Annotated in this window: 13 protein-coding genes; 6 read left to right on the plus strand and 7 right to left on the minus strand. The window is 72.5% G+C overall.

From position 1 onward, the window contains the following. Nucleotides 1-47 precede the first annotated feature (47 nt). Nucleotides 48-1115: a polyprenyl synthetase family protein gene (locus Q1B24_RS04540; RefSeq protein WP_366916441.1), complete on the plus strand. Its 1068-nt coding sequence runs from the start codon at nt 48-50 to the stop codon at nt 1113-1115. A gap of 19 nt (nt 1116-1134) precedes the next feature. Here the strand turns inward: Q1B24_RS04540 and Q1B24_RS04545 are convergent, their stop codons facing one another. Genes Q1B24_RS04545 through Q1B24_RS04555 form a run of 3 tightly spaced genes read right to left on the minus strand, consistent with a single transcriptional unit; the run spans nt 1135 to nt 2370 of the window. Beyond that, nucleotides 1135-1569 carry a barstar family protein gene (locus tag Q1B24_RS04545; RefSeq protein ID WP_299923843.1) on the minus strand — a complete coding sequence of 145 codons (435 nt, stop codon included), beginning with the start codon at nt 1567-1569 and terminating at the stop codon, nt 1135-1137. A gap of 4 nt (nt 1570-1573) precedes the next feature. Further along, the gene (locus Q1B24_RS04550; RefSeq protein WP_299923847.1) at nt 1574-1999 is read right to left on the minus strand and encodes a ribonuclease domain-containing protein; all 426 of its coding nucleotides are present in this window, start codon (nt 1997-1999) and stop codon (nt 1574-1576) included. Further along, complete coding sequence (locus Q1B24_RS04555; RefSeq protein ID WP_299923850.1) at nt 1999-2370, minus strand: Rv2175c family DNA-binding protein; 372 nt, start codon at nt 2368-2370, stop codon at nt 1999-2001. Before Q1B24_RS04555 ends, Q1B24_RS04550 begins: the two co-directional genes overlap by 1 nt. Nucleotides 2371-2461: 91 nt before the next feature. Here Q1B24_RS04555 and Q1B24_RS04560 point away from each other — a divergent pair, with 91 nt between their 5' ends. The 5 genes from Q1B24_RS04560 to Q1B24_RS04580 all read left to right on the plus strand — a co-directional run bounded on the left by Q1B24_RS04560 (nt 2462) and on the right by Q1B24_RS04580 (nt 8585). Continuing rightward, nucleotides 2462-3262, plus strand: coding sequence for a glycoside hydrolase family 16 protein (locus Q1B24_RS04560; protein WP_299923853.1), 801 nt, complete (start codon nt 2462-2464; stop codon nt 3260-3262). A 173-nt stretch (nt 3263-3435) separates the two neighbouring features. After that, nucleotides 3436-4191, plus strand: a complete 756-nt coding sequence (locus Q1B24_RS04565) for a transglycosylase SLT domain-containing protein (protein WP_299923856.1) — start codon at nt 3436-3438, stop codon at nt 4189-4191. Between the two features lie 107 nt (nt 4192-4298). Beyond that, a complete protein-coding gene (pknB, locus tag Q1B24_RS04570) occupies nt 4299-6467 on the plus strand; it encodes a Stk1 family PASTA domain-containing Ser/Thr kinase (protein ID WP_299923859.1) in 2169 nt (722 codons plus the stop codon). Between the two features lie 18 nt (nt 6468-6485). Beyond that, entirely contained in the window at nt 6486-7385 is a 900-nt protein-coding gene (locus tag Q1B24_RS04575; RefSeq protein WP_299923862.1) for a DMT family transporter, read from the plus strand. Between the two features lie 60 nt (nt 7386-7445). Next, nucleotides 7446-8585 (plus strand): hypothetical protein, encoded by a 1140-nt coding sequence (locus tag Q1B24_RS04580; protein ID WP_299923865.1) that lies wholly within the window; start codon nt 7446-7448, stop codon nt 8583-8585. Here the strand turns inward: Q1B24_RS04580 and Q1B24_RS04585 are convergent. From Q1B24_RS04585 to Q1B24_RS04600, 4 genes are all read right to left on the minus strand, one after another. After that, the gene (locus Q1B24_RS04585; RefSeq protein WP_299923868.1) at nt 8563-9564 is read right to left on the minus strand and encodes a GntG family PLP-dependent aldolase; all 1002 of its coding nucleotides are present in this window, start codon (nt 9562-9564) and stop codon (nt 8563-8565) included. The two genes, Q1B24_RS04580 and Q1B24_RS04585, sit on opposite strands and share 23 nt — an antisense overlap. 331 nt (nt 9565-9895) lie before the next feature. After that, nucleotides 9896-11233, minus strand: coding sequence for a class II 3-deoxy-7-phosphoheptulonate synthase (locus Q1B24_RS04590; RefSeq protein WP_299923871.1), 1338 nt, complete (start codon nt 11231-11233; stop codon nt 9896-9898). Between the two features lie 86 nt (nt 11234-11319). Beyond that, nucleotides 11320-12705 carry a metallophosphoesterase gene (locus tag Q1B24_RS04595; protein ID WP_299923874.1) on the minus strand — a complete coding sequence of 462 codons (1386 nt, stop codon included), beginning with the start codon at nt 12703-12705 and terminating at the stop codon, nt 11320-11322. Between the two features lie 68 nt (nt 12706-12773). After that, complete coding sequence (locus tag Q1B24_RS04600) at nt 12774-14219, minus strand: APC family permease (protein ID WP_299923877.1); 1446 nt, start codon at nt 14217-14219, stop codon at nt 12774-12776. Nucleotides 14220-14310 lie beyond the last annotated feature (91 nt).

Below are 14310 nucleotides of genomic sequence, written 5' to 3' on the forward strand. Positions count from 1 at the left end.
CGGAGGACCGCGCCGATCCCCGCTTCCTGTCCAGTGTTTAGGCTGAACTGGTGACGACCTGGGACCCAGCCGACTTCCGCGACCGGGTCCAGGAGGTCCTCGACGCCTTCCTCGACGACCGCGAGGCCGAGCTCGTCCCGCTCGGCCCCGACGCGAGCCGGTTGATCGCCGAGGCGCGTACGGCGGTGAGCGGGGGCAAGCGGTTCCGGGCGGCCTTCTGCCACTGGGGACACCGCGCCGTCCGCCCGTCGGTGGACGACGACGCGGCACTCGCCCGCGCGTGCGCCTCCCTGGAGGTGCTGCACGCCAGTGCGCTCGTCCACGACGACTTCATGGACGCCTCCGACACCCGGCGCGGCCGACCCGCGACCCACCGCGCGTTCGAGGCCGAGCACCGTGCTGCCGGCTGGCGCGGCGATCCCGAGCAGTACGGCGCGGCCGCCGCGATCCTGCTGGGCGACCTGCTCCTGGGCTGGGCCGAGGACATGCTGCGGCGCAGCGGCTTCCCGGCCGACGAGGTCGCTCCCGGGCTCGCGCTCTTCGAGCAGTGCCGCAACGAGGTCATCGCCGGCCAGTTCCTCGACGTGTCGGTGCAGGCGCGCGGGCGCGCCGACGTGGACACGGCCATGACGGTGCTGCGCTACAAGTCCGCGAAGTACTCCATCGAGCGCCCGATCCACATCGGCGCCGCCCTGGGCGGGGCCACCTCCGACCAGCTCGAGCAGCTCGGCCGGTTCGGCCTGCCCCTCGGGGAGGCGTTCCAGCTGCGCGACGACCTCCTCGGCGTCTTCGGTGACCCGGAGGCCACGGGCAAGCCGGCCGGCGACGACCTGGTCGAGGGGAAGCGCACGGTGCTCGTCGCGCTCGCGCTCGACGGCGCACCCAGGGCCGCCGCCGAGCGCCTCGACGCCGCGCTCGGCACCCCGCTCACCGACGCCGACGTCGACGAGCTGCGGGCGATCATCGAGGAGTCGGGCGCCCGGGCCCAGGTCGAGGCGGTCATCGGCCAGCTCTCCGACCACGCCGTCGAGGCACTGCGCGCCGCCGACATCGACGAGCACGCGCGCGACGTACTGGTCGAGCTGGCGGCAGCCGCCACCCAGCGCTCGGTCTGAACACCTGCGCGTCCGGCGGTCAGTCCAGGCTGGTGGTCCCGGGCAGGGCAGGGCCCTCGCCCCGGAGCAGCACCGTGAACGGCACGCCCCGGTCGTCGTTGACGCGCGAGCCCAGCACGCTGAGCGCGATGCTGAAGGCCTTCTCGTCGGCCCGGGCGAGGGTCGCCCAGCCGTCCCACAGCAGGACGACGCCGTCGCGGCCGCTGCCGATGTCGTGGAGGCAGTCGGCCAGGGCGTCGAAGTTCTGCCCGTAGTGGTCCGGGAAGTCCAGCGCCTCCCCGACCGCAGCGAGGAACGCCGGCTTGGTGTCGGCGCCGGTCCAGCCGTCGACCCAGCCGAACCCCCATCCGGCGTGCTCGACCGTGTGCCGCACGTCGGCGGCGTCGAAGGCGCCGTGCCACAGGTGGATGCCGGGCGGCTCGTGACCCGCCAGCACTGCTGCCAGTCCACTCACGTCTCTACCTCCTGATGCGTGCGAAGGAGCTGTAGTGGTCAGCGGTCCAGTAGAGCTCGTCGTCCCCGCCCGCGACGATGCGGCGCGCACCGCGGTGGTCGAGGCCCGGCGTCGGGACCGTGTACTCACGGTAGTAGCCCATCGGCCGGTCCGGCAGCAGCTCCTCACGGTTGCCGAAGGTGCCGCCGTCGCGCTCCGGCTCGGGGAAGGGCCCGCCGGCGTCGATCAGCTCCACGGTCCGCTCCGCCTCCGGCGGCAGGTCGGAGAGGCGTACGACGGGGAGGCCGCTCGTCGCGTCGGACCCGGTGCCGGCGGGCTCCGGGTCCCCCTGCCCACCACCGCTGACCAGCCAGAGGACGAGCATCCCCGCCGCGACGAGCAGCAGCAGCCAGCGGTAGCGCTGCCTGCCGGTCGCCGCGGCCGCAGCCATCAGTACTCCAGCACCTGGGCGCGGCGCTTGACCTCGCTGCCGCGGTTCTCGCGCAGGGCGTCGATCGGGCGGCCCGGGAGGTCGTCGTCGGTGAAGAGCCAGGCAATGCACTCGCGGTCGTCGAACCGGTGGTCGTGCAGCAGCGTCAGGAGCCCGGGGAGCCCCTTGACCACGAGGCCGTCCTGGATGAAGGCGGCCGGCACCCGCGGGCCGACACCCGGCTCGGGCACGGCGGCCGCCAGTTCGTGCTCGCGGATCATCGTGCGGACCTTCCCGGGCGACACGCCGAGCAGCTCGGCGACCTGGTCCCAGTCGAGCCACTCGGGGACGAGGGCGGCCAGGTCACGGTCGGCGAGGGGCGCGTCAGTCATGCCCGCAGCCTAGGAGAGGGTGCGCGCAGCAGCGAAGTCGTGCTGCGGATCGAAGTTGTCACCCCGGCGGGCGGTCCGTACCGTGCCGTGGATGCACCCCCTCCGATCTGCTCTCGCCGCGGCCCTCGTGGGTCTGCTGGCGCTCACGCTCTCCCCGGTCGTCTCCCCCGCCTCGGCCGACCACTACGACGGCGCGCCCGGGCCGGTCCACGCCGGCAACACCTTCGGCTGGTACCAGCACGGCGTCTTCCGCCAGGAGTTCATCGGCCCCAAGCCCGGCTTCTGGAAGAAGAAGGGCCGCGGTGTCGTCCGGACGCAGAACGGCATGCTGACGCTGATGAGCACCAAGCGCGGCAGTGTGTCCGCCACGCTCGACCTCAAGGGCCGCACCTACGGCCGCTGGGAGATCCGCATGCGGGCTCGCACGATGTCGAAGGTCAAGGGCGGCAAGCCCTTCAAGGTGGTCACCGAGCTGGTCCCCGGCGGCACCCGTGACCAGCGCTGCGGCGGTCGTGACATCGGCATCGAGAACTTCACCCTCGGCACCAACACCGTGAAGTCCTACGTCCACACGCTGCCCAACAGCTCCTACCGCGGGTTCCTCGGCCGCCACCTGCGCAACGACCGCTGGCACACCTACGGCGTCGAGGTCGCGAAGGACCACATCTCCTGGTTCGTGGACGGGCACGTGATCAACACCGAGCGACGCGCCGGGGCGCTCGACCCGCTGCCGCGGCAGCTGAAGTTCGAGCTGCGCGCCCGGAAGGGCACGAAGATGAACCCGGCCCGGATGCAGATGGACTGGATGCGCTACTGGTCGATGCGCGCCCCCAACGAGAAGTCCATCAAGGCTCCCCAGCTCGAGCTGAGCACCTTCAACGGCGCCTGCTGACACCCCGCACATCACGACCACCGCCTCGGCGGCCGAGGTCGGGCGACACGCCCGACCCGGCCGCCGTTCGCGTTCGTCGTACGCCGGTCGCTAACGTCGACGGCTTCGTTCGCGCGCTTCCCTCCCGGGACCTCGTGCCCCGGGCGCAGCGAACGGGACGAGGAGCAACCCCCGTGCCCCGAGCAGACCACCCGCGACATCACCGACCCCGCACCCGCGCGTTCGCCACCGCGGTCGGCGTCCTCGCCGCCACGTTCGCGACCGTGCTGACGGCAGCGCCGGCCCACGCCGACCACCAGCAGGTCCCGGCCGACCGCACCCTGGTGTCGTACGTCGTCCAGCCGGGCGACACCGTCTCCGGCCTCGCCGTGGAGCACCGCGCCTGGACGGCAGAGATCGTCGCCCACAACCACCTGGGCCGCACCGGCGCCCTGCAGGTCGGCCAGCGCATCGAGATCCCGGTCGTCGGCGAGCGGTCCCGCGGCGGATCGCAGACCACCATGTGGCAGCACCCCGACCCCGAGCGCGAGAAGGTGCGCCGGGTCGTCGCGGGTGCGGCCCGCAACCACGGGGTCGACCCGCAGCTCGCGCTGGCGGTGTCGTGGCAGGAGTCCGGGTGGCAGATGGGCGTGGTCTCGCACGCCAGGGCGATCGGCGCGATGCAGGTGCTGCCGTCGACGGGACGGTGGATGGAGGACTACGCAGGGCGTCCGCTCGACCTCCGCAGGCTCGGCGACAACGCCACGGCCGGGGTGCTGCTGCTCGACGTCCTCTCGCGCCACACCCAGCGTCGTACGCACAAGATCGCGGCCTACTACCAGGGCCTTGGCGCCGTCCGCGAGCACGGTCTCTACGACGAGACCCGGGCCTACGTCGACAACGTCGCCGCGATCAAGCGGCGGCTGGAGGCGGGCCGCCCGCCGGCGTGACGCCACGCCGGGGCCGCGCGTGAGCGTGGGCTCAGGGGCTGCTTCCGTACGATGGGCGCGCCGGATCCTTCCCCGTCCCACCCCTGGTCCGGTGTGGAGGTCGATCAGTGGAGCCATCCGAGCACGCCCGCGCAACCGCGCCCGGCGCCGCTGGCGACCCCATGGTCGGGCGGCTGCTGGACGGCCGCTACCGCATCCTCGCCCGCGTGGCTCGCGGTGGCATGGCCAGCGTCTACGAGGCCACCGACACCCGCCTCGACCGCACGGTCGCGGTGAAGGTCATGCACCCCGGCCTCGGCGACGACCAGGAGTTCGCGCAGCGCTTCGTGCGCGAGGCCCGCGCCGCCGCCCGCCTCAACCACCCGCACGTCGTGGGCGTCTACGACCAGGGTGACGACACCTCCGACGGCACGGACACCATCTTCCTGGTGATGGAGTACGTCCCGGGCCACACGCTGCGCGACGTGCTGCGCAAGGAGGCGCCGATGGCGCCCGCCCGGGCCCTCGCCCTGCTCGAGCCCGTCGTCTCCGCGCTCGCCGCCGCACACCGCGCCGGGCTGATCCACCGCGACGTGAAGCCCGAGAACGTCCTCATCGCCGACGAGGCACACGGCGGCACCGTCAAGGTCGCCGACTTCGGCCTGGCGAAGGCGGTCAGCGCCGACACCCAGCACACCGCGACCGGCGGCGTGCTCATCGGCACCGTGTCCTACCTCGCGCCCGAGCTGGTCATCGACGGTCGCGCCGACGCCCGCGCCGATGTCTACGCCGCCGGCGTCGTGCTCTACGAGCTGCTGACCGGCACCAAGCCGCACGAGGGCGAGTCGCCGATCCAGGTGGCCTACCGCCACGTCCACCGCGACGTGCCGATGCCGTCGCTGGTCGAGCCCGGCATCCCCGACTACGTCGACGCCCTCGTCGCGCGGACGACCTCGCGTGACCGCGACCAGCGTCCCGCCGACGCCACCGTGCTGCTGCACCACCTGCACCGGGTCGAGCAGGCACTGCGCGACGGCCTCGACTCCGACCCCGAGCTGGCCGCCGACCTGCTTCCCCGGCGCACGGCGGCGGCGCCCGACGAGCCAGCCTCGCCCGACGACACGACGCCCGAGCCGTTCGACGCCGGCGCGCTCGCGCTGCTCACCGAGGTGGACCCGCGCGACTCCGGGCTCGTCGACGACGGCAGCCCCGACCGCACCACCGCCCTCGAGCGGCACCCCGCCCCACCCGCGGAGCCGCCCGGCGGCCCCGTCACCGAGCCGATGCGCACCACGACCGCGACCGCAGCGTCCGCGACCACCACCCTCCCGGCCCCGCCCACGACCGCGCGGCCTGCGCCCGGACGCGCTCCGTCCCGGGTGGCGCCCGTCGACACCACCGAGCGCCGCCGGTCGATGAAGGGGCCCCTCGTCCTGCTGCTGTCGCTCCTGCTCGTCGCCGGCGTCGCCGCCGGCGCCTGGTGGTTCGGCTGGGAGCGGTACACCACGACCCCGGGCGTCCTGGGCCTCGACGAGGCCGCGGCCACCTCCGAGCTGGAGGACTCCGGCCTCCGGGCCGAGGCGGGCGAGCCGGCCTACAGCGAGAACGTCGCCGCAGGTCTCGTCATCGCCACCGACCCGGGACCGGGCGGCAAGGTGCTCGACGGCGGCACCGTCAGCCTCACCCTGTCGCTGGGGCCGGAGCGCTACGACGTGCCCGACCTGGTCGGGCAGACCGAGGACCAGGCCCAGGACGCGCTCGCCGCGACCAACCTCGCCTTCGGCGCCAGCAAGGCCAGGTGGAGCGAGACGGTGCCCGAGGGACAGGTCATCCGCACCTCGCCCAAGGCAGGCACCACCCTCAAGCCCGGCGCCAGCGTCGACCTGGTGCTCAGCCGGGGCCGCAAGCCGATCGAGGTGAAGGACTGGACGGGCGAGTCGTTCGACGACGCCTCGGCCGCCCTCGAGAAGCGGGGGCTGCAGGTGAGCGTCACCGCCGAGGAGTACAGCGACTCCGTCGCCGAGGGCGACGTCATCTCGCAGGACCCGCCGACGGCCACCCTCTTCCGCGGCGACACCGTCTCGTTCGTGGTCTCCCTCGGCCCCGAGCTGGTCGAGGTGCCGCGGGTCCAGGCCATGGGCGTCGACGCGGCGACCGAGCTGCTCGAGGGACTCGGGTTCGAGGTCGAGACCGAGGAGTCGGGGACCTACCTCGGCCTGGGCTACGTCGCCAGCTCCGACCCCGGAGCCGGCGAGGAGATCCCGAAGGGCTCGACGATCACGTTGTTCCTCGTGTGAGGTCCTAGCCTTTCGTCCGTGCACGCCGAGCAGACCCGTCGTACGTCGCTGCTCGCGGCCCTCGCGCTGCTCGCGATCGCGGCGTGCTGGGGCTCGACGTTCTTCATGATCAAGGACCTGCTCGACCGGGTCCCGACGCTCGACTTCCTGGCCGTGCGGTTCGCGATCGCCTCGCTCGCGCTGCTGGTGGTCGCCCCGAAGGCCCTCGGCCGGCTCTCCCCCGTCGTACGCCGCCACGCGGTCGTCCTGGGCCTCCTCTACGGAGTCGCCCAGATCCTGCAGACCGCCGGCCTGGCCCACACGCCGGCGAGCATCAGCGGTTTCGTCACCGGCCTGTACGTCGTGTTCACCCCGCTGCTGGCCGCGGCGATCCTCCGCACCCGCATCCCGCCGATCACCTGGGCGGCCGTCGTGGTCGCGACCGTGGGGCTGGGCGTGCTCGCTCTCAACGGCTTGAGCATCGGCTACGGCGAGCTGATCACCCTCGCGTCCGCGGTTCTCTACGCGCTCCACATCGTCGGGCTGGGCGCGTGGTCGACCGCACAGGACGCCGTGGGCATGACGATCCTGCAGGTGATGGTGATCGCCGTCGTGTGCACCGCGGCGACCGCGCACGACGGGATCGTGCTCCCCGACCGCGCCGCCGACTGGTGGGCGGTCGTCTACATGGCGGTGGTGGTCGGCGCGCTCGGCCTCCTCGGGCAGACCTGGGCGCAGGCCCACCTCCCACCGACCCGCAGCGCGATCATCATGAGCATGGAGCCGGTCTTCGCCTCGTTCTTCGCCGTCTGGCTCGGCGGGGAGGACGTCACGACGCGGCTGCTCGTCGGCGGCACGATGGTGCTCGCCGCGATGCTGATGGTCGAGCTCGCCCCGCGTCGCGTGGTCGAGGGCGAGGTCCCGCACATCGCCGTGTGAGCGGCGGTCCCGTCCCTCGGGTGGACCTCGACGTGGGTGCGTCCCCCTATCGTGGGGCCCGTGGACACGTGCGTGGCGTGCGGCGCCGAGCTGGGGGTGGGGCGGTTCTGCCTCAACTGTGGGCACCGCATCGGCGCGCCCGCGCCGGTCCGTCCCGAGCCCGCAGTCGCCCCGGCTCGCCCGTCGGCTCCCTCCCCGACTCCCCCGGTTCCCCCGGCCACGTTGACCGCGACCGCGCCCCCGCGCGACGCGAGCCCGTCCAGCGACGACACCGCCGGCGAGGTGACAGCCGACCCGCAGCACGACCCCGGGCCGCCCCCGGCGCCGGTCGTGCCTCCTGTGCAGGCCGCCGACCCGACCCCCGTGCCGCCGACCAGCCCGCCGAGCAGCCCGCCCGACGACGTACCCGACGAGTCGGCAGCCGTCAGGCCGCGGCAGTCGACCTGGGACCCCGACGAGGACCTGCTGCCCTACGAGGAGGTCGACGACGCCGACGGCGACCTGCCGGTCCGCGGCAACGCATGGATCGCCTGGGTGCTCGGCGCCGCGCTGCTGATGGGTCTCGCCTTCGTCCTGCTCCGGGTGTTCGACACCGACGGCGACGACGTCGCCACCGATCCCGCCACCGGCACGTCGAGCAGCACCTCGAGCAGCACCGACGCGCCGGCGTCCGACACCGCTCCCTCGGACGACGGCGAGGAGGCCCCGGCCGGGGTCGGCAAGGCGCGCGAGCTGGTCAGGGGCGCCACCTTCCAGGTGCCCGGCACGGCGCCGCCGACGACCGACTTCGACGGCAACCTCGTGGCCTACGAAGCCAGCCAGATGGGCGACGGCATCCCGGCCACGGCCTGGCGCACCGCGGGGGACGCGACCGGGGAGTCCGTCACCGTGACGCTGGCCGAGCCCGGTGTCGTCACCCGTGTGGGGCTCATCAACGGCTATGCCAAGAAGGTCGCCGGCGTCAACTGGTACCCCAACAACCGCCGTACGGTTGCGGTCTCCTGGGGCTTCGACGACGGCACCACGGTCGAGCAGACCCTGGCCGAACGACCCGGCATGCAGCGGATCGAGGTCCCGCCGGTCGAGACCTCCACGGTCACCCTCACCTTCACCGCCGTGACCCCACCCGGCGCGGGCAACCTCGGCCGTGACTACACCGCGCTCAGCGAGGTCAGCATCACGGGGCGGCGAGCCGGCTGAGCACCGCGGCGGCCCGCTCGGCGTCCGACCTCGAGACGTCCAGGTGGGTCACGAGTCGTACGGTCCGCGGGCCTACTGCGGCGATGCGGACTCCCTCGGTCGCCGCGCGCTCGACGAACGCCATGGCGTCGGGGCGCTGCACGACGACGATGTTGGTGTCCACGTCGTCCGGGTCGAGGCCGAGTGACTCGCCCAGGAGCCGGGCGTTGGCGTGGTCGTCCGCCAGCCGCTCGACGTGGTGGTCGAGGGCGTACGCACCCGCTGCGGCGAGGACGCCGACCTGCCGCATCCCCCCGCCCATGCGCTTGCGTCGCACCCGCGCCTCGGCGACGGCATCGGCTGATCCGACCATGAGCGATCCGATCGGCGCGCCCAGACCCTTGGACAGGCAGACCGCGAGGACGTCGGCGATCCGGCCGTAGTCGGCCAGCGGGGTCCCGGTCGCGACGTGCGCGTTCCACAGGCGGGCGCCGTCGAGGTGCACCTTCGTGTCGTTCGTCCCGGCCCACGCCCGCAGGGCGCGCAGGTCCTCGATCGGCAGCACAGTGCCACCGGCGAAGTTGTGGGTGTTCTCCACCGAGACCGCGGCCGTGCGCACGAAGAACGGACCCATGTCCGGCGCGTGCATCGCCTCGATCGCCGGCAGGTCGACCTGGCCGCGCTCCCTGGTCCAGGTGCGCATCGTGAGCCCCGTGATGGCGCCATGGGCACCGAGCTCGGCACGGGCGATGTGGGCCGAGGACTCGCACAGCACCTCCTCACCGGGCGAGACCACGCCGGCCACGGCGAGCACGTTGGCCATCGAGCCGGTCGGCGTGAACAGCGCCGCCTCGTGGCCGAACATCCCGGCTACCCGCTCCTCCAGCGCCGCCACCGTCGGGTCCTCGCCGTAGACGTCGTCGCCCACCTCCGCGCGCGCCATCGCCTCGCGCATCGCGTCGGTCGGGCGGGTCAGGGTGTCGGAGCGCAGGTCGATCACGGGCTCATCCCATCACGACCGTCCCCGCGCTCCGCCGAACGGTGGTCCACCGACATTCGTCCAGCCGCGAACGTCGCTCAGCCACCGCTCGCCCGGCGCGCCGTCGTACGACACGCCCCCGGCGGTGGTCCACCCGCATTCCTTCAGCCGCGAACGTCGCTCAGCCACCGCTCGCGCGAGCGTCGGTGAGCCACGCAGGTTCGGGCGAGCCAGAACCTGCGTCACCCACCGCTCGTACGCCGACCACCCAGCCGGCGGTGCACCAGGCACGTTCCGGCACCGCGAAACCTGCGTCACTCACCGCTCGTACGGCGCGGGCGGCCCGAGGGCGTCAGGCCTTGCGCAGCATCTCCGCCACGAGGAAAGCGAGCTCGAGGGACTGGACGCGGTTGAGGCGGGGGTCGCAGACGGACTCGTAGCGGTGGGCCAGGCCCACCTCGTCGATCTCCTCGCCGCCGCCGACGCACTCGGTGACGTCGTCGCCGGTGAGCTCGACGTGGACACCGCCCGGCCAGGTGCCGAGGGCGCGGTGCACGTCGAAGAAGCCCTGGACCTCCTCGATGACGTCGTCGAAGCGACGCGTCTTGTAGCCCGAGGAGGCCTCGAAGGTGTTGCCGTGCATGGGGTCGCAGACCCAGGCGACGTTGAGGCCCTCGGCGGTGACCTTCTCCACGAGGGCGGGCAGGCCGTCGCGGATCTTGCCGGCGCCGAAGCGGGTGATGAAGGTGAGCCGGCCCGGGGTGTTGTCCGGGTTGAGGCGCGAGGCGTAGGCCAGCGCGTCGTCGGGAGTCGTCGTGGGCCCGAGCTTGATGCCGATCGGGTTCTTGATCTTCGACAGCAGCTCGACGTGGGCGCCGTCGAGCTGGCGGGTGCGCTCGCCGATCCACACGAAGTGCGCGGACACGTTGTAGGGCTGGTCGGTCCGCGAGTCGATCCGGGTGAGGGACTGCTCGTACTCCAGGAGCAGCGCCTCGTGGCTGGAGTGGAAGTCGACGCGGTGGAACTCGTCGGGGTCGGCGCCGATCGCCTGCATGAAGGTCAGGGCGCGCTCGATCTCGTCGGCCATCGCCTCGTAGCGCTGGCCGAAGGGCGAGTTCTGCACGAAGTCGGTGTTCCAGGTGTGCACCTGGCGCAGGTCGGCGTAGCCACCGGTCACGAACGCCCGGACCAGGTTGAGCGTGGCGGCCGAGGAGTTGTAGACGTCGACGAGACGCTGCGGGTCGGGCACGCGCGCCTCGGGCGTGAAGTCGTAGCCGTTGACGGCGTCGCCGCGGTAGGCCGGGAGGGTGACGCCGTTGCGGGTCTCGAGGTCGGAGCTGCGGGGCTTGGCGTACTGGCCGGCGAGGCGCCCGAGCTTCACGACGGGCACCGAGGCGGCGTACGTCAGCACGACGGCCATCTGCAGCAGCACGCGCAGCTTGTTGCGGACGTTGTCGGCGGTGACGCCGGCGAAGGTCTCGGCGCAGTCGCCGCCCTGGAGCAGGAAGGCCTCACCCCGGGTGACGGCGGCGATCTTGTCGGTGAGGTCGTCGCACTCGCCCGCAAAGACGAGCGGCGGCGCGGTCCTCAGTCGGGCCACGGCAGCGTCGACGGCCCCCGAGTCGGGGTAGGTCGGCTGCTGCCTGGGCCCGAGCGCGTGCAACTGCTCGAGGGTGGGGATGGCGTTCACCCGTCAAGGGTACGGCGACCGGGCCGCGGCCCCCGAACCCTGACCGACCCCTGAACGCGTGACGCGCCGCACGCCGGGCCGGCGTCTCAGTCGCGCGGCGCGAGCACGCCCTCGGCGTCGTCGACCCGCAGGCCTCCCGAGCGGGTGCGGCTCGCGACGAGGGTGCCGGTGACGACCGAGGGATCGGGATAGCTGATGCGACCTGGGGCGCCTTGGCGCGACGTGGTCCACAGGCGGTCCTCGAAGCCGATCTCGCCGCGGAACTGGTGGTTCTCCAGCACCAGTCGGTCGGCGGTGGCCTGGCCGAGGACGTAGGACGCCTCACCGCGGTAGAGCAGGGAGCCGTGGGAGACCTGCAGGATGCCGTCGCGCACGTGCACGGTCTGGTCGTGCACCTCACCGCTGAGGTAGACGTCGACGCCGCCCCGGACCATCGCCTTCCACAGGTCGGATCGCGCCCCCTTCTCGTAGACCAGGTTGCTGGAGTTGCGGGCGCGGACCTTCGGGGTCATCGGGGTGTGGCCCTGGACCATGACCCACGGCACCTCGTCCTTGCGGGCCTGCCGGAGCACGCCTCGCAGCCAGCGCAGCTGTGCACGGTCGACGGACACGCGGACGTCACCACCGCGCCGCTCGAAGACGTCCAGCGTGACGAGCAGGACGTCGGCGTCGAGGCGTACGGCGTAGGCGGTGCGGCGGGCCTGCCCGGAGGGCCGGTCGGCGAACCGGGGCCGTCCGTCGTCGCCCGTCAGCACGTGGTCGGCGTAGATCCGCTTGAACTCGGGCACGTGGCGCCGCTTGAAGTCGATCCACGCGTCGCGACGCTTCTCCCTCCAGGGGTTGTCACCGATCTCGTGGTCGCCGAGCGCGGGATAGGTCGTGAGTCCGCGGTCGTCGAACCGCTCGCGCCAGGCCGGGTAGTAGGCGTCCGCAGCGCGACGCCAGGCCCGCAGCCGCTGGGGTTGGGTCCGCACCGGCCCGAAGACGCCGGTGCGCGCGTCGTCGCGACCCCAGCGCCCTTCGACGAGGTCGCCCGCAACGAGGACGTCGTCGGTGCCGTGCGAGGCCATCTCGTCGATCACGTGGTCGAGCGCCGCGTCGTAGTCGGCGTTGGTGGAGTTCGCGATCTCACCCGTGCGCTTGTCGACGAACTGCTGGCGCCCGTCGGCGGTGAGGTCGGCGACGTCCTGGTTGAGGAAGTCGGGCGCGGAGACGAAGCGGTAGGCCCCCGCCAGCTCGGGAGCCGCGGCCACGGACGGCCGCTCGCGCGGGCCCCGCTCGGCAGCAGGCGGCAAGGAGGCCGACGACGGCTCACCCGGCGCCAGGCGAGCCGTCGGCCCGACGCTCGTGGACGCCGGGTCGTCCGGGACCGGGATCGCGCTCGCGGAGGGGGTGGGCGGCGTGGCCGTCGAGCAGCCCAGCGCTCCGGCCACGAGCACCGCCAGCACGGGCCCCACGCGTCGTCGAGTCACCCGCCCAACGGTAGACGGGAGGACCGACGCGCGTGCACCGAACCCCCGCCGTGTCGGGTGCGGACTCATCACTCCAGGTGGTCGATGTCGCGGAAGCCGGTCTTCTTGGCCCGCACGCCGCGGTTGGTCATCCACGTCAGCGCCCAGAGCACCACGCCCACCGCGAGCAGCCCGGCGGCGATCTTGTACTGCACCATGTCGGCCTCCAGGCGCGCCCACGGGCCGAGGAGGTAGCCGCAGCAGATCGCACCGATGACCGGGAGCGCCGTCGGTGTGCGGAAGGCGCGCTCGGGCGTGGGGTCGCGGCGCAGGATCAGGCACGCGATGTTGACGATCGTGAACACGGCCAGCAGCAGGAGGGCCGTGGTGCCCGACAGCGCCCCCACGACCGAGGACTCCGAGTCGAGCGTGACGACGCTGATCAGGCCAAGGGCCAGGAGGGTGGTGAAGACGATGGCGGTCCACGGCGAGCGACGGCCCGGGAGCACCTTGCCGAGGGAACGCGGCAGCACGTCCTGCTGGGCCATGCCGTAGATGAGCCGGCTCGCCATCAGCATGTTGATGAGGGCGGTGTTGGCGACCGCGAAGACCGTGAGGAACGGGAAGATCGTGTCGATCGGCAGGTCGGGTGCACCGATCTTGACGACGTCGAGCAGGATCCCGGCTTCCGCGTTGGTGGGCTCGGCGATCTGCCCGGCGGGGATGACCGCGACGACCGAGATAGCGACCAGCATGTAGATCAGCACGGCGATGCCCAGGCCGGTCAGCATCGCGCGCGGGAAGATGCGTAGCGGGTCCTGGGTCTCCTCGACCATGTTGACCGAGTCCTCGAAGCCGACCATGGAGAAGAACGCGATGGCGGTGGCGATGGTGACCGCCATGAAGAGGCCCTTGTCGTCGGGGCTCTCGAAGACCGTGACCCGGGAGAGGTCGCCGTCGCCACTGGCGATCACCCAGATCCCGATGGCGATGACGATGGCGAGGGCCGTCATCTCGACGAGCGTCAGCAGCACGTTGAACTTCACGCTCTCGCCGACGCCGCGCAGGTTGATCGCGGCGAGCACCAGCATGAACAGCAGCGCCGTGATCAGGATGGCGCTCGGGCTGGGGTCGTCGTTGCCGAAGCCGATGAGCAGGTTGGCAGCCAGCAGGTTGGACGACGTCGAGGCGCTGGTGATGCCGGAGCAGACCACGGCGAACGCCACCAGGAAGGTGATGAAGTGGATGCCGAACGCCTTGTGCGTGTAGAGCGCGGCACCGGCGGCCTGCGGGTACTTGGTGACCAGCTCGAGATAGCTGAAGGCGGTCACGGTCGCGACGGCGAAGGCCACCAGGAACGGCAGCCACGCGATGCCGCCTACCTGGCCGGCGATCTTTCCCGTGACGGCGTACACACCGGCGCCGAGGATGTCCCCGACGATGAAGAGCAGCAGGAGCTTCGGGCCGAGCACCCGCTTGAGGTCGGTGTCCCCCGGACCGTTGACGTCCTGCTGCGTGGCTTCTGTCGCGCTCATGGAGACTCCCGTCGTCATCCCGTGCAGCGCACGGCGTCCTCACACAATGACCCTGCCGCGGGGGCGAGGCAACCACCGCAGCACGGGGACA

This window comes from uncultured Nocardioides sp. (genome assembly GCF_947488025.1).
GTDB lineage: Bacteria > Actinomycetota > Actinomycetes > Propionibacteriales > Nocardioidaceae > Nocardioides.